Here is a 20,085-nt window from a genome sequence, read left to right as displayed (position 1 = left end):
TACATGAATCGTTCCCTCGCCCTCACCGCCGCCGTTGCCCTGACGGTCACCCTGTCCGGCTGCAGCTGGTTCGGCTGGGGCGATGACGCCCCGTCGTCGCAGTCCCGGATCGAGCAGCTCCAGCTGCCGCCGGATCTCACCAGGGATCAGGCTTCCGGAAGCATGCTGATCCCCGAAGACGGCGTGGCGACCGCCCGGGGCGGCAACAACGCCGTCCTGCCCCAGCCGGACTCGGTCACCGTCCAGCGCGCCGGCGACGACCGCTGGCTCAACGTCAGCGCACCGCCGAAGAAGGTCTGGCAGTGGGTGTCCGACTTCCTCGACCACCAGGGCGTGAAGAAGGCCCGCAGCCAGCCCGCCGTCGGCATCGCCGAGACCGAGTGGCTGTTCACCAATAAGCCGGTGACCGGCGGCGTATTCGCGCCGACCCTGCCCGGCCCCGAGGACGCCACCGTGGCGGATCGCTACCTCATCCGCGTCGAGCCCGGCCGCGAGGCGGACTCCGCAGAGGTATTCGTCGCCCACCGCCGGGTACGGCGCGAAGGCGACGGCTGGACGCTGGCCGGCAACGACCCGTTCCTCGAAGCGGAGTTCCTGCGCAGCATGCTCGTCTACTTCGGTTACGCGCAGGAACGCAGCCACGAGGCGGTCGCCGCGGCGAGCGCGACCCAGCCCCAGGCCAACGTGACCCGCGTCGACGGCGAGCCGCGCCTGGTGCTCGGCAATGACTTCTTCAATGCATGGCGCCGCGTCGGCCTCGCCCTCGATCGGGCCGGCTTCACCGTGAGCGACCGCAACCGCAGCGATGGCATCTACTACGTCCGCTACGACACCAAGGCGGAGACCGGGGCGGAACCGCCGGAGGAGGGCTTCCTGGAATCCTTCGCCTTCTGGCGGGACGAGCCGGTGCCGGATACCGTGCGGACCTACCGCGTCGTCCTCGACAGCGCCGACGGCGAGACCCGGGTGCGGGTCGAGGCGGACAAAGCGGACACCACCGCTGATCCGGAGATCGTCGAGCGGATGCTCTCCCTGATCGCGGAGCAGCTGCGCTAGCGCGGCGCCCCGCGTCGCCGGGGCGTACCCTTCCGGTACGCCCCGGCGCAGGACAAGCCGATCAACAGCCGGGGGGCCATCGTGCCCCCTTTTGTCGCCTGCAGGGCCACACCCATGCTGCAAATTACCGGTAACCCCGCCCTCTCCGAGTTCCGCATCGAGCGCCTCCTCGGCGACCTCGCTCCAGGGACCCCAGCCCTTACGGGCCTGTCCGCACGCCACGTGCACTTCGTCGACACCGATTCGGCACTGGACGAGCAGGAGCGCGCGGTCCTGGAGGCGCTGCTCGACTACGGCGAGCCCGGCCCGGATACCGCCCGGGCGGACGAGATCCTGCTGGTCGTGCCGCGCCTGGGCACCATCTCGCCATGGGCCAGCAAGGCGACCGATATCGCCCACAACTGCGGGCTCACCGGGATCCGGCGGATCGAGCGCGGCGTGCTCTGGAACATCCAGCTCGCCGACGGCGCCACGCTGGACGCCGGCGCCCGCGCCCGGCTGCTCGCCGCGCTGCATGACCGCATGACCGAGTCCGTGCTCCCCGGCCCGGACGAGGCGGCGGCGCTGTTCACCCGGCACGAGCCGCGCCCCGTGGTCACCGTGGACCTGCTCGGCGGCGGCCGGGAGGCGCTGGTGCACGCGGACGCCGAGCTGGGCCTGGCCCTGGCCGAGGACGAGATCGACTACCTCGTGGAGAGCTACGGTGCGCTCGGCCGCAACCCCACGGACATGGAGCTCATGATGTTCGCCCAGGCGAACTCGGAGCACTGCCGCCACAAGATCTTCAACGCGGACTGGGTCATCGACGGCCGGCGCCAGCCGCAGTCGCTGTTCAGCATGATCCGGGCGACCCACGAGGCCCGCCCCGAGGGCGTACTCTCCGCCTACAGCGACAACGCCGCGGTCGCTGCCGGACACCCGGCGCAACGGTTCTTCGCAGACCCGGAGACCGGCGCGTACGCCCGCCACGAGGAGGCGGCCCATCTGGTCATGAAGGTGGAGACCCACAACCACCCCACCGCGATCTCGCCCCATGCCGGCGCCGCGACCGGCGTGGGCGGCGAGATCCGTGACGAGGGCGCCACCGGCCGCGGTGCCCGGCCCAAGGCGGGGCTCGCCGGCTTCACCGTTTCCAATCTCCACCTCCCAGACGCCCCCCGCCCGTGGGAGAACGATCCCGCGCGGCCCGGGCGCATCGCCTCGGCGCTGTCGATCATGATCGACGGCCCGGTCGGCGCGGCGAGCTACGCCAACGAGTTCGGCCGCCCCCAGCTCGCCGGCTACTTCCGCAGCTTCGAGCAGCGCGTGCCCGGCCCGGACGGCGAGGAGGTCCGCGGCTACCACAAACCGGTAATGATCGCCGGCGGCATGGGCAACATCCGCGGGATGCACGTCGACAAGGGCCGTGCCGTGGCCGGCGCTCCGGTGGTGGTGCTCGGCGGGCCCGCCATGCTCATCGGCCTCGGCGGCGGCGCCGCCTCGTCGGTGGCCAGCGGCGAGAGCGAAGAGGCGCTGGACTTCGCCTCCGTGCAGCGAAGCAACCCCGAGGTCGAGCGCCGCTGCCAGCAGGTGATCGACGCCTGCTGGGCCCTGGGCCGGGACAACCCCGTCGTCGCCATCCACGACGTGGGCGCCGGCGGACTGTCCAACGCCCTGCCCGAGCTCCTCGACGACTCCGGGCGCGGCGGGCGCATCGAGCTGCGCACCGTCCCCAACGACGAACCCGGCATGTCGCCCATGGAGCTGTGGTGCAACGAGGCCCAGGAACGCTACGTCCTGGCCCTGGACCCGGACCGTCTGGCCGCCTTCGAGGCGATCTGCGAGCGCGAGCGCGCGCCCTTCGCAGTGGTGGGCGAGGCCACCGACGACGCACAGCTGGTGGTCGGCGACGGCCACTTCGACAACACCCCGGTGGACATCCCCATGGAGCTGCTCCTCGGTAAGCCGCCGAAGATGCTCCGCGACGTCCATCACCACCCCTTCGCGAAGCCCGCCCTCGGCCTCGAGGGCGTCGACGTCGCCGAGGCCGTGACCCGGCTCCTGCGCCTGCCCACGGTAGCCTCCAAGGAGTTTCTGATCACCATCGGCGACCGCTCCGTCACCGGCCTGGTGGCGCGAGACCAGATGGTCGGGCCCTGGCAGGTACCGGTGGCCGACGTCGCGGTGACCCTCGCCGACTACGACGGCTACAGCGGCGAGGCCATGGCCATGGGTGAGCGCCCGCCGGTGGCGGTGCTGGACGCGCCGGCCTCGGGCCGACTCGCCGTCGGCGAGGCCCTCACCAACCTCGCGGCCGCACCGGTCGACGACCTTCGTGACGTCAATCTCTCCGCCAACTGGATGGCCGCGGCCGGCCACCCCGGCGAGGACGCCCGGCTGTACGATACCGTCCGCGCCGTCGGCCGGCTGTGCACCAGCCTCGGCGTCACCATTCCGGTGGGCAAGGACTCCCTGTCCATGCGCACCGTCTGGAGCGACCGGGACGGCGAACACAGCGTGACCGCCCCGCTCACGCTGGTGATCTCCGCGTTCGCCCCGGTGGGCGACGCACGGCGGACCCTCACCCCCGAGCTGCGGCGGGACGAGGACGGCAGCGAGCTGCTGCTCGTCGACCTGGGCAAGGGTCGTAACCGCCTCGGCGGCTCCGCGCTGGCCCAGGTCTATGGCCGTATCGGTGATGAGACCCCGGACCTTGACGATCCCCGCGGGCTGGCCGCCTTCTTCGCCACCATCCAGCGCCTGAATACGGACGGCCGGCTGCTGGCCTACCACGACCGCTCCGACGGCGGGCTCTTCACCACCATCGCAGAGATGGCCTTCGCCGGGCGCACCGGTGTGGACCTCGACGTCGCCGGCCTCGACCGGGACCCGCTCGCGGCGCTGTTCAGCGAGGAGCTCGGCGCGGTGCTCCAGGTCTCCGCCGGCGAGATCGAGGCCGTTGAGGCCGCCTTCCACGAGGCCGGTCTGGGACACCACCTCCACCGCGTGGGCCGCCTGCGCGATGACCAGCACCTGCGCGTCACCGCCGGTGACCAGACGCTGCTCGACGAGCCCCGGGCCACGCTGGAACGGCTCTGGCGGGAGACCAGCCACCAGATCCAGCGCCTGCGGGACAACCCGGCCTGCGCCGATGAGGCCCTCGCTACGGTGGACGACGACACCGACCCGGGCCTGAACGCCAGCCTCTCGTTCGCCCCCGCGGACGACATCGCCGCGCCGTATATCAACGAGGGCACCCGGCCCCGGGTAGCGGTGCTCCGCGAGCAGGGGGTGAACAGCCATACCGAGATGGCCGCCGCCTTCGACCGCGCCGGCTTCGAGGCCGTCGACGTGCACATGAGCGACCTCATGGCCGGACGCCACCGCCTCGCGGCCTTCCAGGCCCTCGCCGCCTGCGGCGGCTTCTCCTACGGCGACGTGCTCGGTGCCGGCGGCGGCTGGGCCAAGTCCGTGCTCTTCAATGAGCAGCTGCGCGAGGCATTCGCGGCGTTCTTCGAGCGCCCGGACACCCTCTCCCTGGGCGTGTGCAACGGCTGCCAGATGCTCTCCGCGCTACGCGAGCTCATCCCCGGCAGCGAGCTTTGGCCGCGGTTCGTGCGCAACCGCTCGGAGCAGTACGAGGCCCGGCTGGCGCTGGTGGAGGTGATGGACTCGCCATCGCTGGTGCTCGCCGGCATGGCCGGCTCCCGGCTGCCCATCGCGGTCGCCCACGGCGAGGGGCGCACCGTCTACGCCGCGGATTCCGGACCGCGCAAGGTGATGAGCGCCGGCCTCGCGGGGCTGCGCTACGTGGATAACCACGGCGAGACCACCGAGGCCTACCCCGTCAACCCCAACGGCTCCGCCCTGGGGCTCACCGGTTTCACCACCCGGGACGGCCGGGTGACCGTGATGATGCCCCACCCCGAACGGGTCTTCCGGACGGTGCAGCACGCCTGGCACCCCACGAGCTGGGGCGAGGACGGCCCCTGGATGCGGCTGTTCCGCAACGCCCGCCGGGCGCTGGGATAGCGTGCCTTCCCCCGCAATGGGGGAGGTGCCTGTCGCGATCGCAGATCGGTTGCTCCCGGCAGTCGACGTTTTCACTCCGGTGTAACGGCACCGGGATGTTGGCTGCCAGGAGCAGCCAACCTACGTGATGCCCCCATCCTGCATCGTGGTTGCGCAAGGCCCGCCGGCCGCGGGGGTAACCCTGTCCCGCAAGGGGAGATCGGCGTGGCGCGATCGCAGATCGGCGGCTCCCGGCAGCCGACGTCTCCGCTACGGCGACGCCAGAGACTCGCCGGAGCCGCCGCGGCGGTGCTGCACGATCTCGGCGATGACGCTCAGGGCGATCTCCTCGGGGGTGCGGGCGCCAATATCGAGGCCCGCCGGCGAGCGCACGCGGGCGATGTCCTCCTCGCCCCGGCCGCGCTCGCGGAGGTAGTCCATCACCAGTCCGGCACGCTTGCGGCTGGCGATGAGGGCGATGTAGCCGGCATCGGACTCGAGCACCCGGTCCAGGGAGAGGTGATCCCCCTTGTGCTGGGTGGCGATGACGACGAAGTCTCCCGGTGCCGGGCGCAGGCGCTGGTAACCCGCGTCATCGGTAATGCGCTCGGCGGCCTCGGGGAAATGCTCGGCGGTGGCGCCAGGGTCGCTCACCCGCACGGCCAGACCCAAGCGGTCGCCGAAGGCGCACAGGGTCTCGGCGACCCGGCCGTGGCCGACGATCCACAGCCCGGGACGCGGCAGCACCGGCTCCACGAACACGCGCATGTGCCCGCCGCAGGGCATGCCCACGCCCAGGACCTCGTCGTCGAGATTGACGTCCACCACCCGGCCCTCGCCCTCGCGCAGGGCGGCCACGGCGGTCTGGCAGACGGTGGACTCGGCACAGCCGCCGCCCACCCAGCCGTGCAGCAGCCGGCCCTCGGCGTCGATCACCGCCTTGGAACCGGTCTTCGCCGAGGCGCTGCCGCGGGTCTCGATCACCGTGGCGAGGGCATGGCCCACGCCGCGTTCGCGCAGCTCGCGCAGTATCTCCAGCCAGTCGTCGCTCACGTCCCGTTTCCTCCTCCGGCGAGACGGACGAGGTCCGCCGGCGTGTCTATATCCGCGAGGATACCGGGGTCGTCCACCGCCAGGCAGGCGACGGCGTCTCGATGGCGCGCCACCACACCGCGGGCCCCGGTATCGCCGTCCAGGGCGGCGAGCGCCTCGCGCAGCTCGGCGGAGAAGCCGACCGGATGACCGGGGCGACCGTCGAGCTCGGGTCTTGCAATGAGGCTACCACGACGCAGGGCCGCCGCGACGGCGGCGACCGTGGTGCCGGCCACGGCGGGCATGTCCGCCGGGAGCACCAGCCATCCCGCGGCCGCCCCCGAGGCCGCGACCGCGGCGGCCAGGCTCGCCCCCATGCCACGCCGGCATGCGGCGGTGACGACCACCTCGCAGCCGGCACCGCGCAGCGCCTTCACCAGGGGATCACGGTCCGGCCGGGTCACGGCGACGACCCGGTCGCAGCCGGCGGCCAGCGCCCGGGCGGTGGCGACGGCCACGGGCGTGCCGTCCGCCAGCGCCGCCATGAGCTTGTCCCCGCCGAAACGCCGGCCCTCACCCCCCGCCAGCAGCAGCCCGCAGATCGGCCCGCTCGCCATCGCCGTATCTCCCGCCGAGGGCCCGGGCCAGCTGCTCCAGGCTGTGGAGGCTGTGCACCGGGCGGAATTCGTCCACGTGGGGCAGCAGTGCCCGCACCCCGCCGGCGCGGGCCTCGAAGCCGGACCAGCGCAGCAGCGGGTTGACCCAGATGAGTCGCCGGGAGAGCCGGTGCAGCCGCGCCGCCTCCCGGGCAAGCCCGCCCTCGGGATCCCGGTCCAGCCCGTCGCTCAGGAGCACGACCACCGCGCCCTGCCCCAGCAGCCGCCGCGCCCAGCGACGGTTGAAGGCACCGAGCATGGCCCCGATGCGCGTGCCGCCGGACCAGTCCGGCGCGGCACCGCCCACGGCCGCCAGGGCCTCGTCCACGTCCCGGGCGCGGAGCAGCCGCGTCACCCGGGTCAGCCGGGTGCCGAACAGCAGCACCTCCACACGCTCGCGCGAGTGCATCAGCGCATGTAGGAAATGCAGGAAGGTCCGCGCATACTGACTCATGGACCCCGAGATATCGCAGAGTACCACCAGTGGCGGCTCACGCCACTGGCGCTGGCGGTGGCGGAGCTCGATACCCGGCGAGCCCCCGCGTAGCCCGGCCCTGAGGCTTGCCCTCGGATCGACACGCGTCCCCCGGGGGTCCGGCCGGTAACGCCGGGTGGGCCGCGCCGGCGCCGGCGGGACCATGTCGCGGATCAGGCGATGGGCCCGGGCAAGCTCCTCGGCGCTCAGGCTCTCGAAGTCCCGGTGCTGAAGCCGCTCCCGGTCCGTCCAGGTGAGCGTCGCCAGCCCCTCCTCGGTATCGCCGGCCTCCCGCCCGCCGGCGCCCGTGTCCGCCTCCGGCGCGAGCGCGTCGGCGATCCGCCGCGGCGGCGGCCGGCGCGGCGATGTCGTGCCACCGCCGGCGGCGCGGGCGGCGAGGCGCTGCAGGGCGCGCTGGGTGAGCCGGGGATGCTGCCAGAACAGCTCGAACGCCTGCTCGAAGACGGGCAGGTCGCTGCGCCGGCGCACCAGCACCGCGGCCAGCGCCGCGCGCAGGTCGGCGCGGTCGCCCACGCCGGCGGTGCGCACGGCCTCGATGGCGTCCAGGGTGCTGTCCGGGCCCAGCGGCAGACCGGCGGCGCGGAGCAGGCGCACGAAATGGGCGACGTTGGCGGCCAGCCGTCCGCGGGGCTCAGCCGTGGCGCTCATCCGCGATCTCGGCGTTGATCTGCTCGAGCAGGCTCTCGATCTCGTGGCTGTCCAGCCGCTCAAGGTCCTCCTGGTACTTGAGCACCGCCCCGAGGGTCTCGCCGACCACGGCCGGGTCCAGGCTGACCCGGTCCAGGGCGGTCAGCGCCTGGCTCCAGTCGATGGTCTCGGCCACCCCCGGGAGCTTGTACAGCGGCATCTCGCGCAGTCGCTGGACGAAGGCGACCACCATCGCGCTCAGCGCCTCGGCGGCCGCCGGGGCGCGGCGGCGTACGATGGCGAGTTCCCGCGCGGCATCCGGATAATCCACCCAGTGGTAGAAGCAGCGGCGCTTGACCGCGTCGTGGATCTCGCGGGTGCGGTTGGAGGTGATAACCACGATCGGCGGCTCCTCCGCGCGCACGGTGCCGAGCTCGGGGATGGTCACCTGGTACTCCGCCAGCACCTCCAGCAGGAAGGCCTCGAAGGGCTCGTCGGTGCGGTCGAGCTCGTCGATGAGCAGCACCGGCGGGCCCTCGGGCTGTGGCTCCAGGGCCTGGAGCAGAGGCCGGCGGATGAGGAAGCGCTCGGCGAAGATGTCATCGGCCAGGTGCTCCCGATCCACCGCCCCGCCCGCCTCGGCGAGGCGGATCTCGATCATCTGGCGCTGGTAGTTCCACTCGTACACCGCCGAGGCGACGTCCAGGCCCTCGTAGCACTGCAGCCGGATGAGCCGGCGCCCGAGGCCGGCGGCGAGGGCTCGGGCGACCTCCGTCTTGCCGGTGCCCGATTCGCCCTCCAGGAACAGCGGCCGCCCCAGGCGCAGGGCGAGGAACACCGCCGTCGACAGGCGGCGGTCGCTGACGTAGTCCTGCCCGGCGAACAGCGCGTCCACCGCCTCTATATCGGCGGGCAGGTCATCACGGTCTCGCGGCATGGCTGATCCGGTATCCTTCGCTCCGGGGAACCCTGGGTCCGGGCGGGTCACGGCCTGGCGTCCGACGGGGGCGGAACCCCGGTGACCGTCCTCATACGGCCGGCATAACGCCGCCGCCCGCCCGTGCCTCAACGCGACGAGCGCGCTACGACAGCGCCGCCGCTACCGCACGCCGCGCGATCACGCCCACGAGGTGGGCACGGTACTCCGGCGTGGCATGGAGGTCCTCGTTGAGCCCGCCCGGGTCCACGCGGATGCCGTCCAGGGCCTCGGGACGGAAATCCGCCGCGAGCGCCCGCTCCATTTCCGGGACGCGGAACACGCAGGGACCCGCGCCGGAGACGGCGACGCGCACGCCCTCGTCCGTCTCCGCGACCATCACGCTCACCAGTACGTACCGCGATGCGGGCTGCGGAAACTTCACGTAGCCCGCCCGCCGGGGCACCGGGAAACGCACCCCGAGGATGAGCTCGTGCTCGCCCAGGGCCGTCTCGAACATCCCGGTGAAGAAGTCGTCCGCGGCGATCTCGCGCTCGGTGGTTACCACCGTGGCACCCAGCCCCACCAGGCCCGCCGGGTAATCCGCCGCCGGGTCGTTGTTGGCGATGGAGCCGCCCAGGGTACCCATGTTGCGGACCTGGGCATCGCCGATACCGCCGGCGAGCACCGCGAGCGCGGGGATGGCGTCGTGCACGGCGGCGGCGCCGGCGACCTCCGCGTGCCGGGTCATGGCGCCGATGTTGAGGGCGTCGCCGTCGCGCTCGATGCCAGCGAGCTCGGTGAGCCCGCCCAGATCGACCAGGGTCGAGGGCATCGCCAGACGCTGGCGCAGGCTCTGCAGCAGCGTCTGGCCGCCGGCGATGAGCTGGGCCTCGTCGTCCGCGCCGAGCTGTTTCAGGGCATCATCGATGTCGCTGGCGCGGTGGAATTCGAATGCGTACATGGTCGTCTCCTTCACCCGTACGCCGGGCACCGGGCCCGGGTCGTGCCTACGCCGCGCGGCTGCCGCCGGCCTGCTGGATGGCCTGCCACACGCGCACCGGCGTGAGCGGCATGCCGATGTCGTGCACGCCGAGCGGCCCGAGGGCGTCGATCACGGCGTTCACCACCGCCGGCGGCGCGCCGATGGCCCCGGCCTCGCCGCAGCCCTTCACCCCGAGGGGGTTGTGGGTGCAGGGGGTGTTGCGGGTGTCGACGCGGAAGCTCGGCAGGTCGTCCGCCCGGGGCATGGTGTAGTCCATGTAGGTGCCGGTGACGAGCTGGCCGCTGGCGTCGTCGTAAACGCACGCCTCCAGCAGCGCCTGACCGATCCCCTGGGCGAGCCCGCCGTGGACCTGCCCCTCCACGATCATCGGATTGATGACGTTGCCGAAGTCGTCCACCGCGGTGAAGTTGACGATCTCCACACGCCCGGTCTCGGGGTCCACCTCGACCTCGCAGATGTGGCTGCCCGCGGGATAGGTGAAGTTGGTCGGGTCGTAGAACGCCATCTCGTCCAGCCCCGGCTCCAGCGTCTCCAGCGGGTAGTTGTGCGGGACGTAGGCGGAGAAGGCGATCTCCGGCATGGACAGCGTGCGGTCGGTGCCGGCCACGCGGAAGGTGCCGTGATCGTCGTACTCCACGTCCGCGGCGTCCACCTCCAGCATGTGCGCGGCGATCTTGCGGCTCTTGTCGATCACCTTGTCGAGGGCGCGCATGATCGCCGTGCCGCCGACCGCCAGCGAGCGCGAGCCGTAGGTGCCCATGCCGAAGGGTACGCGGTCGGTATCGCCGTGGACGATCTCCACGTCCTCGATGCCGATGCCGAGGCGGTCGGAGACGACCTGGGCGAAGGTGGTCTCGTGGCCCTGACCGTGGCTGTGGGAGCCGGTGAACACGGTGACCTTGCCGGTGGGGTGCAGCCGCACCTCGCCGGCCTCGTAGAGCCCGGCGCGGGCACCGAGGGCACCGGCGATGTTGGACGGCGCCAGGCCGCAGGCCTCGATGTAGGTGGAGTAGCCGATGCCGCGGTAGCGGCCCCGCGAGCGGGCCTCGGCACGGCGCTGCTCGAAGCCGGCGACGTCGGCCATCTCCATGGCCGCGTCCAGGGTCGCCTCGTAGTCGCCGACGTCGTAGTTGAGCGCCACCGGCGTCTGGTAGGGGAAGGCGTCCTTCGGGATGAAGTTCCGCCGCCGGATCTCCGCCTGATCGATTCCCAGGGCCCGGCCACAGGCGTCCACCAGGCGCTCCACCACGTAGGTGGCCTCGGGCCGGCCCGCACCGCGGTAGGCGTCCACCGGCGTGGTGTGGGTGAACGCCGCGGTGACCCGGCAGTGGATCTTCGGCGTGCGGTACTGCCCGGCGAGCAGGGTGGCGTAGAGGATGGTGGGCACCGACGGCGCGAAGGTGGAGAGATACGCCCCCATGTTCGCGGTGGTGCGCACCCGCATCGCCTGGAAATGCCCGTCGCCGTCCAGCGCCATCTCCGCTCGGGTGACGTGGTCCCGACCGTGGGCGTCGGTGGTGAAGGACTCCGAACGCTCGGCGGTCCAGCGCACGGGCCGGGCGACCCGGCGGCTCGCCCAGGTGAGCACCGCCTCCTCGGCGTAGTGGAAGATCTTGGAGCCGAACCCGCCGCCGACGTCCGGCGCCACCACCCGGAGCTTGTGCTCGGGAATCTGGAGCACGAACGCGCTCATCAGCAGCCGCGTGACGTGGGGGTTCTGGCTGGTGGTGTAGAGGGTATAGCGCTCCTCGCCCGGGGTGTACTGCGCGATCGCCGCCCGGGGCTCGATGGCGTTGGGGATCAACCGGTTGTTGGTGATGTCCACCGACACGGTGTGCGCGGCGCTATCGAAGGCGGCGTCCACCTCGCCACCCTCGCCGATCTCCCAGACATAGCAGCAGTTGTCGTCGAACTCGTCGTGCACCCGCGGTGCCCCGTCCGTCAGGGCGCGGGCGGCGGAGGCGACGGCCTCCAGCGGCTCGTAGTCCACCTCGATGAGCTCGGAGGCGTCCTTGGCCTGCCAGTAGCTCTCGGCGATGACCACCGCCACGGCGTCGCCCACGTAACGGACCTTGCCCTGCGCGAGCGGCGGGTGCGCCGGCTCCTTCATGGGATTGCCGTCGACATCGGTGATCTGCCAGCCGCAGGGCAGCCCGCCGACACCGTCGGCGGCGAGGTCCTCGCCGGTGAGCACCGCCACCACGCCGTCCGCCTGCGCCGCCGCGGCGGTCCCGATGCCGCGGATGCGCGCGTGGGCATGGGGCGAGCGCAGGAAGTAGGCGTGGGCCTCGCCGGGGAGGTGGATGTCGTCGGTGTAGCGCCCCTGCCCGCGGAGGAAGCGCTCGTCCTCGCGGCGATGAACCGGCTGGCCGATGCTGGAATCGCTCATCGCTCCCCCCTCACATCTGCTCGGCGGCGCGGCGCACCGCGCGCACGATGTTGTGGTAGCCCGTGCAGCGGCAGTAATTGCCCTCGAGCCCGTCGCGGATGGTGGCCTCGTCCGGATCCGGGTGACGCTTCACCAAGTCCACCGCGGCCATGACCATCCCCGGCGTGCAGAAGCCGCACTGCAGCCCGTGGCACTCGCGGAATGCGGACTGCATGGGGTGCAGGCCGCCGTCGGCGAGGCCCTCGATGGTAGTGACCTGCGCCCCCTGCGCCTGCCCGGCGAGGACGCTGCACGCCTTCACCGCACGGCCGTCCAGGTGCACCGTGCAGGCGCCGCACTGGCCGGTGTCGCAGCCGACGTGGGTGCCGGTGAGCGAGAGGTGGTTGCGCAGCAGCTCCACCAGGGTCGTCCGCGGGTCCACGTCCCGGGTGACCGCCTGGCCGTTGACGGTGAGCGATACGTTCATGGGCAGCTCTCCTCCTAAGCCTGAGCCATGGCGCCCCCTGCGGGGCGCGGCCGCGGACCTCTCCGGGTCCGTTTTTCTAAAATAGCCTGTGAACGGCGTGACGCCAGGAAACGGTACGGGGACGGGCGCCGCTCGTCGCGGGGGGCCGGCTAGCCGGACGAATCCCGGCGCCAGAAACGCCAGCCCCCTTTCTTCTTGCCGGCACTCGCCTCGCCGGTGTCGTCCGCGCTCGCCGGGGGCTCCGCCGCCGGGGCATCGCCACTGCCAGCGGCGGAAGAGCCGGAGGCCTCGGCCGGCGCCGGCTCGCCCACGGGCTCACCGCGCAGGTAGGCCCCGAGGTTGTCGAAGAACTCGTCGGCGAGCTTGCGGGCGGCGCCGTTGACGATGCGCGAGCCCACCTGGGCGAGCTTGCCGCCCACCGTGGCCTCGACGTCGTAGGCGAGTCGCGTGCCCTCGGGATTCATCTCCTCCAGCCGGACCGAGGCCCCACCCTTGGCGAAGCCGGCGGCACCGCCCTGGCCCTCGAAGCGCAGGCGGTAGCCCTGCGGGGGATCGGCATCCTCGATGGAGACGTGGCCCCGGAAACGGGCCTTGACCGGACCGATCTTGGTCTGGACCACCGCCTCGTAGCGGTCGGTCTCCAGCATCTCCAGGCCCTGGCAGCCCGGGATGCACACGCGCAGCGCCTCCGGGTCGTTAAGGGCATCCCACACGGTCTGGCGGTCGAACGCGAGCTCGCGCTCCTGGTTCATCTCCATGACGCCTTGCCCTCACGGTGACGGTCTGGCGTTAGAAACCATAGACGGCGCCGGGGGCACGTGCACTGACGCGCTGCAGCAATACGGTCACAGGCGGCCATCGCGGTAGTCGGCAAACGCCTGCATCAGCTCCTCGCGGCTGTTCATCACGAACGGCCCGTGCCGCGCCACCGGCTCACGCAGGGGACGCCCCGCGACCAGCAGCCCGCGGCCCCCGGCATCGCCGCCCGCCGCGATCCGCACCGAGCCCCCCTCGCTCAACACCGCCAGCTCGCCGCGGGCCACGGCCCGGGCGGCATCGCCCTCACCGACGCTCAGCCCCCCCTCGAAGCAGTACACGAAGGCCGCGTGGTCCGCCGGCAGGGTGAGCCGGTGAGCGGCACCGGCATCGAGGGCGATGTCCACGGCCAGGGGGTCGACGTCGATACCGCGCACCGGCCCCTCGACGCCCTCCACGGTGCCGGCGAGCACCCGCAGCCGCACACCGGTGGCGGGGATGATCACGGGGACCTCCGCGGGCGGAATGTCCTGGTAGCGCGGTGCCGTCATCTTGCGCCCGGCCGGGAGATTCACCCAGAGCTGGAAGCCCCACATGAGCCCGTCGCTCTGCTCCGGCATCTCCGAGTGCACGATGCCGCGTCCGGCGGTCATCCACTGGAGTCCGCCGGGCTCGAGCACGCCGCTGTTGCCCTGGTTGTCGCCGTGGCGCATGCGGCCCGCGAGCATGTAGGTCACCGTCTCAAAGCCGCGGTGCGGGTGCTCCGGAAAGCCGGCGATGTAGCCGTCCGCGTTATCGGAGCGGAACTCGTCGAGCATCAGAAAGGGGTCGACGGCATCCAAGTATGGGGTGCCGATGACGCGGGTCAACCGCACGCCCGCGCCGTCGCTGGCGGGCATGCCGCGGGCCAGGCGCGTGACCTGGCGGGTGTCGCTGCGGGGCTGCTCGTTCATGTCGCTCTCCGCTCCAGTGGGTTACAGGGATACGTTAGGAGCGTCTGAGCCGGAAACAAAGATGCTGGAAACGAATACGCTGTTGCCGCATCAGGAACAATCGACACGGCTGCCACGCCCACGGGCGGCCGTTGACGCGGCGGGAACTTTTCTTTTCGGCGCGGAGGTTTCAGACTCCCGGAAAGCGTCGTTGACGTTAACGTAAAGCACAATCCGAGGAGGAGAGGGATGTCACGGATCGCATTCATCGGCCTGGGCAACATGGGTGCCCCCATGGCCACGAACCTCGTCAATGCCGGCCACGAGGTCACGGTCTTCGACCTGGTGCCGGAATCGGTGAGCGCCCTGGTGGAGGCCGGCGCGGCGAAGGCGGAGACCGCCGTGGCCGCCGCCGACGGTGCCGAGATCGTCATCACCATGCTCCCGGCCGGACGCCACGTCCGTCAGGTCTACGAGGGGGACGACGGGCTGATCGCGCGCGTCTCCCGCGACACCCTCCTGGTGGACTGCTCCACCATCGCCGCGGAGGAGGCCCGCGGTGTCGCCGAGAGTGCCGCGGCGGCGGGACTGGCGTTCGTGGACGCCCCGGTCTCCGGCGGCGTGGGCGGCGCCCGTGCCGGGACGCTCACCTTCATCTGCGGCGGCGAGGCCGCCGCGGTGGAACAGGCCCGGCCGGTGCTCGACGTCATGGGCAAGGCGGTCTTCCATGCCGGCCCGAGCGGCTCCGGTCAGGTGGGCAAGATGTGCAACAACATGCTGCTCGGCGTGCTCATGATCGGCACCTCCGAGGCGCTGAACATGGCCAGGGCCCACGGCCTGGACCCGGCCGTGGCCTCGGAGATCATGAAGGCGAGCTCCGGCAACAACTGGGCGCTGCAGGTCTACAACCCCTACCCGGGCGTAATGGAGAACGCCCCGGCCTCCAACGGCTACCAGCCGGGGTTCATGGTGGACCTCATCGCCAAGGACCTGGGGCTCGCCATGAACATGGCGGTCAACAGCGGCACCGCCACCCCCATGGGGGCGCTTGCGCGCAGCCTCTACACGACCCACAGCGCCCAGGGCAACGGCAGGAAGGATTTCTCCAGCATCCTGGAGTTCCTGCGCGGAGACGACGCCGGCTGACACGCCGGCGCCCGGATCGGGGACACGGCACCGGGCCGGGACGCGGCGTCCGCGCGGGCGGCGCGGCCCGCCGTGCTACCCGGCGCCCTGCCCCTCCTCGCGGAAGAGGTGGACGTCGAGCTGCGGGAAGGCGATGGTGATGCCCTCGGCCTCCAGCCGGGTCTTGATGGTCTCCAGCATGTCCCACTTCAGCGGCCAGTAGTCCGTGGCCTTGCACCAGGGCCGCACCCAGAAGTCCACCGTGCTGGCACCGAGGTCACCCACCACCACCACGGGCGCCGGATCCGCGAGCACGCGCTCGTCGGCGGTGATGATCTCCATGAGCAGGTTCCGGGCCCGGGGCAGGTCGGTGTCGTAATGCACGCCGATGACCATGTCCACACGGCGGGTATCCATCGCCGAGTAGTTCACGATAGTGCCACCGGTGACGCTCGCGTTCGGCACGATGACGACCTTGTTGTCCGGGGTGCGCAGCCGGGTCTGGAAGATCTCGATCTCGTCGACGGTACCGCTGGTGCCCGCGGCCTCGACGTAGTCCCCCACCCGGAAGGGGCGGAAGAGGATCATTAGCACCCCCGCCGCGAAATTGGACAGCGAGCCCTGCAGGGCCAGACCGACGGCCAGGCCGGCGGCACCGAGGATGGCGATGAGGGAGGCCGTCTGGATACCGAGCTGGCCAAGCGCGGCGATGATCACGAAGGCGAGGATCAGCGCGTAGATGATGTTGGCGGCGAAGCTCACCAGGGTGTCGTCGAGTCGCGCGCGCTGCATCAGCCGGCGGCTGACGCCCTTGAGGCCGCGGGCCGCCCACTTGCCGATGTAGAAGATGACGACAGCGCCGACGAGGTTGAGCAGGAAGTCGGCCCCGTTCGTGACCAGCCACGCGTAGCCCTGCTCGTAGAGTTGCTGCATGTCCTGCATGTGTGACGCTCCGCGGTTGTTGTTGTGCGTGGCGCCGCCCCGAAAGGGCGTCGCACGGGCACATTAAAGCCCCCCGGCCGGGCCGGGGGCAACCGCGGAAGGACGGCGGCCCGCGAGGCCGCCGCCGGGTCAGATGGCGCGGGAGAAGCGCCGCAGGATGTCGGACTCGCCGCGCCGGCGATGGGCGTCGAACGGCATCGCGATCTGACGCAGGAACAGCCGCCCCTGGCGGGTCACGGTCAGGCTGTCATCGCCGATGACCACCAGCCCGTCCGCCTCGGCGGGGCGCAGGTCGGCGAGGGCGTCGGCAAAGTAATCCGCGAAGTCGATGCCGTGGCGCGCGGAGACGTCGTTGAAGTCCAGCCGCGAGCGGCACATCACCGCCTCGATCACCTCGGCACGGAGTTCGTCGTCGGCGTCACGCCGGTATCCCTTGGCGACCGCGAGCCGGCCGTCGTCGATGGCCTCGTTGTAGGCCGCGAGATTGTGGTGATTCTGGCTGTAAGCGCCGGCGATGTGGCCGATGGCGGTGGAGCCCACGCCCACCAGATCCAGTCCGCCTCGGGTGGAATAGCCCTGGAAGTTGCGCTGCAGGGTATCGGCGGCCAGGGCCTGGGCGAGCTCGTCCTCCGGCAGGGCGAAGTGGTCCATGCCGATGTAGACGTAGCCCGCCTCCGTGAGCCGGCGGATGGCGTCGTTGAAGATGCCCAGCTTCTCCTCGGGCCCCGGCAGCGTATCGGCGTCGATCTGGCGCTGCATCTTGAAGCGCTCGGGCAGGTGGGCGTAGTTGTAGATGGCCAACCGCTCGGGACGCATGCGGATGATCCGCTCCAGGGTCGCGTCGAAGCGCGCCCGGTCCTGCTTCGGCAGACCGTAGATGAGGTCCATGTTGGTGGAGGTGAAGCCCTCGCCACGGGCCGCGGCGAGCACCTGCGAGACCATCTCGGCGGACTGTATCCGGTTGATGGCGGCCTGCACCGCCGGGTCGAAGTCCTGCACACCCAGGCTCACCCGGGAGAAGCCCATCCCGCGGAGCCGGCGCATGCGGGCCGGGTCCACCGTGCGCGGGTCGATCTCGATGGAGAACTCCCGCTCGGCAACGGGGGCGAACGGAAAGGCCTCGCCGATCACCCTCATCAGGCGCTCGAGCTGGTCGTCGTCCAGGTAGGTGGGCGTGCCGCCGCCGAAATGCAGCTGCGCCAGCGGCCGCGGGCCAAGCAGGGTCGCCTGGGCGTGGATCTCGCGGATCAGCCGCTCCAGGTAGTGCTCGGCGTGACGGCGGTTGGCGGTGATGATCCGGTTGCACGCGCAGTAGAAGCACGCCGAGTGGCAGAACGGCACGTGCACGTACATCGACAGCGGCTCGTCCGGGGCGCGGTGTGCGCGCACGTGGGCCACGTAGGCGGCCTCGTCCCAGCCGGGGTGGAAAGCGAGCGCCGTCGGATAGGACGTGTACCGCGGGGCGGTCACGTCGTAGCGCTCGAGCATCTGCGGGTCGATCTGTAGGGTCTCGGACATGGCAACCTCCACGCACGCCCCCTGGGGATGGGTTCAGGACGGCGCATTTGTGGCAGGATAAGGCATAAATCAGGGGCTGCTTTTGATCCAGATCATGGCCGGCAAACATGGGTCTCGAAACACACCGGGAAACGGCGGCTTCCGCCGCTACGCCTGGCAGGCGCTGGCCGGGAGCTGCATCGCCCTGGGCATGCTCGGGGTGGCCCTGCCGCTGCTGCCGACCACGCCGTTCCTGCTGCTCGCGGCCTACGCCGCCTCGCGCAGCTCGCCGGCACTGGCGCGCTGGCTCCACGAGCACCCGCGGCTCGGACCGCCGCTCGCGGACTGGCAGGAACGCCGGGCCATCCGACCGGCGGCGAAGCGCACGGCCATCGGACTGATCGTGGTGAGCTGGGGGATCATGATGGCGACGGTGGAACCGCTGCCGCTGCGCCTGGGCGTCTCCGCGCTGCTGCTCGGCGTCAGCACCTTTATCGTCACCCGACGGTCGTGACGGGCGGGGCCGGCGCCCCGCCCGCCGGGGCCTCAGTGGCCCTCGTGGTGGTGTGCCCGCGACACCGAGAAGATCCCGGTGGGCGTGCGCACGTCCGTGATGGTGGCGACCTTCTCCAGGGTCTCGTCGTCGTAGACCCGGATCACGCCCTCCTTCCAGTCACTGACGAACACGTGGCTGCCGTCGGCGTCCGGCTCCGGGTGCAGGGTCATCGTGCCCTCGTTGATGCGCTTGACCACCTTGAACGGGGGCTTGCGCTCGTGGACGGTGATCTCGTTGGACGCCGGCGGGAAGACCGAGTCGAACCACACGTACTTCATGTCCTCGCGGGCGCGCACGAACAGGCCCGGGCCGCCGCTGGGCACCTCGCCGACCAACTCGAAGGTATGGTCGTTCCAGATCACGTTCTTGCCCTCGCCGATGTGCGGGGTCGCCGCGTACTCCACGCCGTCCTCGCGCCAGACCGCGCCCGGCCCCGGGTGCGGTTTGGTGCCGGTCTCGATCTTGGCCAGGATCTCCATGGTCTCCACGTCCAGGGCGGCGACGTGATTGGAGTTCTGGGAGGCGAGGAAGAAGACCTTGTTGTCCGGGCGCAGGAAGCCGTCGTGCAGGATCTTGCCGACGTTACCCACCTTCTTCACCGGGAAGCCGGGCTTGTCGTAGTTCACCCGCCAGATCTGGCCCGCCTCCTTGAGCGCGAGCAGGAAGTACGGGCCGACACTCGGCTTGACGTCGTTCACCGAGCAGATGCGCGAATCCACCTTGCCGCCGGTGATCGCGGCGACGCCGTGGGTGTCGATCACCTTCACCGGCTCCAGGGTGTCGGCATCCACCATCACCGCCTGGGTCGGTATGTACATGCCGGTCATGATGTAGCGCCCGTCGTCCGAGATCGCGATCCCGCGGGCATCCAGGCCGAGGCGGATGCGACGCACCGGCTTGAGGCTGTAGAGGTCGTACTTGTACAGCCAGCCGTCGCGGCCGAGGTTGTAGGCGTAGCGCCCGTCAGGGCTGAAGGTGTAGCCGTGGGCGCGGGCACCGGCCTTGAGATGGGAGACCACCTCGAAGCTGTCACCGTCGATCACGGCCACGCTGAAGTATTCGCGCTCGGTGGCGAGCAGGAGGTTGTCCACCGGGTGGTCGTGGGTCGGCTCCGCCGGCTGCTCGGACTTGGGTACGAGCACCTCCAGGGAGTCCTCCATCTTCTCCCGGGACCAGTAGAAGCGCTTGGGCGCGGCGTTGTTCCAGAGATAGTCGGTGACCGCCCGGATCTCCGCGTCGGACAGCGCCTTGCCGATGGGATTGGAGTCCGTGCCCCAGGCGGGCATGGATGTCCCGGTGCGACCGTGCTTGACGGTCATGAAGATTGCCTGCTCATTGAACGGCGTCAGCGGCCGGCCGGTGATCTTGGAGGTCTTGAAGCCCCCCTCGCCGTCGCCGATGCCCTCGCGCAGGCGCTGCTGGGTGATGTTCGGGCCGGTGGCGCCCGTACGCTTGGGGTTGTGGCAGCCGCCGCACTCGGAGCTGACAAAGGCCTTCACCGGGCGACCGTTGATGGTCTCCGCGGGTTTGGCGTCGAAACCGGCGAACACCGGGGCCGCCGTGAACGCGGCGGCGAGCGCCACGAGCACGGTGCCCACGGCGGTTCTTACGCCTGAGGATGACATAGTGGTATCTCCTGTAAT

At 71.1% G+C, this 20,085-nt stretch carries 16 protein-coding genes; 4 read left to right on the top strand and 12 right to left on the bottom strand.

The features are described from left to right. Nucleotides 1–3 precede the first annotated feature (3 nt). Complete coding sequence (gene bamC / locus ACEZHJ_RS07965; protein ID WP_163140323.1) at nt 4–1,056, top strand: outer membrane protein assembly factor BamC; 1,053 nt, start codon at nt 4–6, stop codon at nt 1,054–1,056. Between the two features lie 114 nt (nt 1,057–1,170). After that, entirely contained in the window at nt 1,171–5,067 is a 3,897-nt protein-coding gene (purL, locus tag ACEZHJ_RS07960; RefSeq protein WP_375036409.1) for a phosphoribosylformylglycinamidine synthase, read from the top strand. Between the two features lie 249 nt (nt 5,068–5,316). Here purL and ACEZHJ_RS07955 read toward each other — a convergent pair whose 3' ends face one another. The 9 genes from ACEZHJ_RS07955 to ACEZHJ_RS07915 all read right to left on the bottom strand — a co-directional run bounded on the left by ACEZHJ_RS07955 (nt 5,317) and on the right by ACEZHJ_RS07915 (nt 14,343). After that, nucleotides 5,317–6,099, bottom strand: coding sequence for an XdhC family protein (locus ACEZHJ_RS07955; RefSeq protein WP_018719607.1), 783 nt, complete (start codon nt 6,097–6,099; stop codon nt 5,317–5,319). After that, nucleotides 6,096–6,695 (bottom strand): NTP transferase domain-containing protein, encoded by a 600-nt coding sequence (locus ACEZHJ_RS07950; protein ID WP_018719606.1) that lies wholly within the window; start codon nt 6,693–6,695, stop codon nt 6,096–6,098. Before ACEZHJ_RS07950 ends, ACEZHJ_RS07955 begins: the two co-directional genes overlap by 4 nt. After that, on the bottom strand, nt 6,652–7,878 hold the full coding sequence (locus ACEZHJ_RS07945) for a VWA domain-containing protein (RefSeq protein WP_018719605.1): 1,227 nt from the start codon (nt 7,876–7,878) through the stop codon (nt 6,652–6,654). Before ACEZHJ_RS07945 ends, ACEZHJ_RS07950 begins: the two co-directional genes overlap by 44 nt. After that, entirely contained in the window at nt 7,862–8,794 is a 933-nt protein-coding gene (locus ACEZHJ_RS07940; RefSeq protein WP_018719604.1) for a MoxR family ATPase, read from the bottom strand. The genes ACEZHJ_RS07945 and ACEZHJ_RS07940 overlap by 17 nt, the downstream gene beginning before the upstream one ends. A gap of 145 nt (nt 8,795–8,939) precedes the next feature. Continuing rightward, nucleotides 8,940–9,737, bottom strand: coding sequence for a xanthine dehydrogenase family protein subunit M (locus tag ACEZHJ_RS07935; RefSeq protein ID WP_375036408.1), 798 nt, complete (start codon nt 9,735–9,737; stop codon nt 8,940–8,942). Nucleotides 9,738–9,783: 46 nt separating this feature from the next. Continuing rightward, nucleotides 9,784–12,168, bottom strand: coding sequence for a xanthine dehydrogenase family protein molybdopterin-binding subunit (locus ACEZHJ_RS07930; RefSeq protein ID WP_018719602.1), 2,385 nt, complete (start codon nt 12,166–12,168; stop codon nt 9,784–9,786). Nucleotides 12,169–12,178: 10 nt separating this feature from the next. Further along, nucleotides 12,179–12,634 carry a (2Fe-2S)-binding protein gene (locus ACEZHJ_RS07925; protein ID WP_018719601.1) on the bottom strand — a complete coding sequence of 152 codons (456 nt, stop codon included), beginning with the start codon at nt 12,632–12,634 and terminating at the stop codon, nt 12,179–12,181. 149 nt (nt 12,635–12,783) lie between these two features. Then, on the bottom strand, nt 12,784–13,392 hold the full coding sequence (locus tag ACEZHJ_RS07920; protein WP_018719600.1) for a CoxG family protein: 609 nt from the start codon (nt 13,390–13,392) through the stop codon (nt 12,784–12,786). A gap of 87 nt (nt 13,393–13,479) precedes the next feature. Further along, the gene (locus ACEZHJ_RS07915; protein WP_375036407.1) at nt 13,480–14,343 is read right to left on the bottom strand and encodes a pirin family protein; all 864 of its coding nucleotides are present in this window, start codon (nt 14,341–14,343) and stop codon (nt 13,480–13,482) included. Nucleotides 14,344–14,571: 228 nt separating this feature from the next. Between ACEZHJ_RS07915 and mmsB the strand changes: the two genes are divergently transcribed. Continuing rightward, nucleotides 14,572–15,468, top strand: a complete 897-nt coding sequence (mmsB, locus tag ACEZHJ_RS07910; protein WP_018719598.1) for a 3-hydroxyisobutyrate dehydrogenase — start codon at nt 14,572–14,574, stop codon at nt 15,466–15,468. A 75-nt stretch (nt 15,469–15,543) separates the two neighbouring features. On the opposite strand, the gene ACEZHJ_RS07905 is transcribed toward mmsB, so the two are convergent. Both ACEZHJ_RS07905 and hemN read right to left on the bottom strand, forming a co-directional pair. Beyond that, entirely contained in the window at nt 15,544–16,389 is an 846-nt protein-coding gene (locus tag ACEZHJ_RS07905; RefSeq protein ID WP_259201258.1) for a mechanosensitive ion channel family protein, read from the bottom strand. A 129-nt stretch (nt 16,390–16,518) separates the two neighbouring features. Further along, a complete protein-coding gene (hemN, locus tag ACEZHJ_RS07900; protein WP_163139268.1) occupies nt 16,519–17,907 on the bottom strand; it encodes an oxygen-independent coproporphyrinogen III oxidase in 1,389 nt (462 codons plus the stop codon). A gap of 94 nt (nt 17,908–18,001) precedes the next feature. On the opposite strand from hemN, the gene ACEZHJ_RS07895 reads away from it, so the two are divergent. After that, nucleotides 18,002–18,400 (top strand): YbaN family protein, encoded by a 399-nt coding sequence (locus tag ACEZHJ_RS07895; RefSeq protein ID WP_163139269.1) that lies wholly within the window; start codon nt 18,002–18,004, stop codon nt 18,398–18,400. A gap of 32 nt (nt 18,401–18,432) precedes the next feature. Here the strand turns inward: ACEZHJ_RS07895 and ACEZHJ_RS07890 are convergent, their stop codons facing one another. Beyond that, entirely contained in the window at nt 18,433–20,067 is a 1,635-nt protein-coding gene (locus ACEZHJ_RS07890) for a nitrite reductase (protein ID WP_375036406.1), read from the bottom strand. Nucleotides 20,068–20,085: the final 18 nt, after the last annotated feature.

The sequence above is a fragment of the Arhodomonas sp. KWT2 genome (assembly GCF_041949875.1).
Classification (GTDB): domain Bacteria; phylum Pseudomonadota; class Gammaproteobacteria; order Nitrococcales; family Nitrococcaceae; genus Arhodomonas; species Arhodomonas aquaeolei.
This window is presented reverse-complemented; position numbering and strand designations above follow the sequence as displayed.

Coding starts and splice junctions, on each gene's coding strand:
- ACEZHJ_RS07905 (WP_259201258.1), bottom strand. CDS start 16,389: ATGCAGGACATGCAGCAACTCTACGAGCAGGGCTACGCGTGGCTGGTC.
- ACEZHJ_RS07925 (WP_018719601.1), bottom strand. CDS start 12,634: ATGAACGTATCGCTCACCGTCAACGGCCAGGCGGTCACCCGGGACGTG.
- ACEZHJ_RS07935 (WP_375036408.1), bottom strand. CDS start 9,737: ATGTACGCATTCGAATTCCACCGCGCCAGCGACATCGATGATGCCCTG.
- purL (WP_375036409.1), top strand. CDS start 1,171: ATGCTGCAAATTACCGGTAACCCCGCCCTCTCCGAGTTCCGCATCGAG.
- bamC (WP_163140323.1), top strand. CDS start 4: ATGAATCGTTCCCTCGCCCTCACCGCCGCCGTTGCCCTGACGGTCACC.
- mmsB (WP_018719598.1), top strand. CDS start 14,572: ATGTCACGGATCGCATTCATCGGCCTGGGCAACATGGGTGCCCCCATG.
- ACEZHJ_RS07950 (WP_018719606.1), bottom strand. CDS start 6,695: ATGGCGAGCGGGCCGATCTGCGGGCTGCTGCTGGCGGGGGGTGAGGGC.
- ACEZHJ_RS07940 (WP_018719604.1), bottom strand. CDS start 8,794: ATGCCGCGAGACCGTGATGACCTGCCCGCCGATATAGAGGCGGTGGAC.
- ACEZHJ_RS07890 (WP_375036406.1), bottom strand. CDS start 20,067: ATGTCATCCTCAGGCGTAAGAACCGCCGTGGGCACCGTGCTCGTGGCG.
- ACEZHJ_RS07945 (WP_018719605.1), bottom strand. CDS start 7,878: ATGAGCGCCACGGCTGAGCCCCGCGGACGGCTGGCCGCCAACGTCGCC.
- ACEZHJ_RS07915 (WP_375036407.1), bottom strand. CDS start 14,343: ATGAACGAGCAGCCCCGCAGCGACACCCGCCAGGTCACGCGCCTGGCC.
- hemN (WP_163139268.1), bottom strand. CDS start 17,907: ATGTCCGAGACCCTACAGATCGACCCGCAGATGCTCGAGCGCTACGAC.
- ACEZHJ_RS07920 (WP_018719600.1), bottom strand. CDS start 13,392: ATGGAGATGAACCAGGAGCGCGAGCTCGCGTTCGACCGCCAGACCGTG.
- ACEZHJ_RS07895 (WP_163139269.1), top strand. CDS start 18,002: ATGGCCGGCAAACATGGGTCTCGAAACACACCGGGAAACGGCGGCTTC.
- ACEZHJ_RS07930 (WP_018719602.1), bottom strand. CDS start 12,168: ATGAGCGATTCCAGCATCGGCCAGCCGGTTCATCGCCGCGAGGACGAG.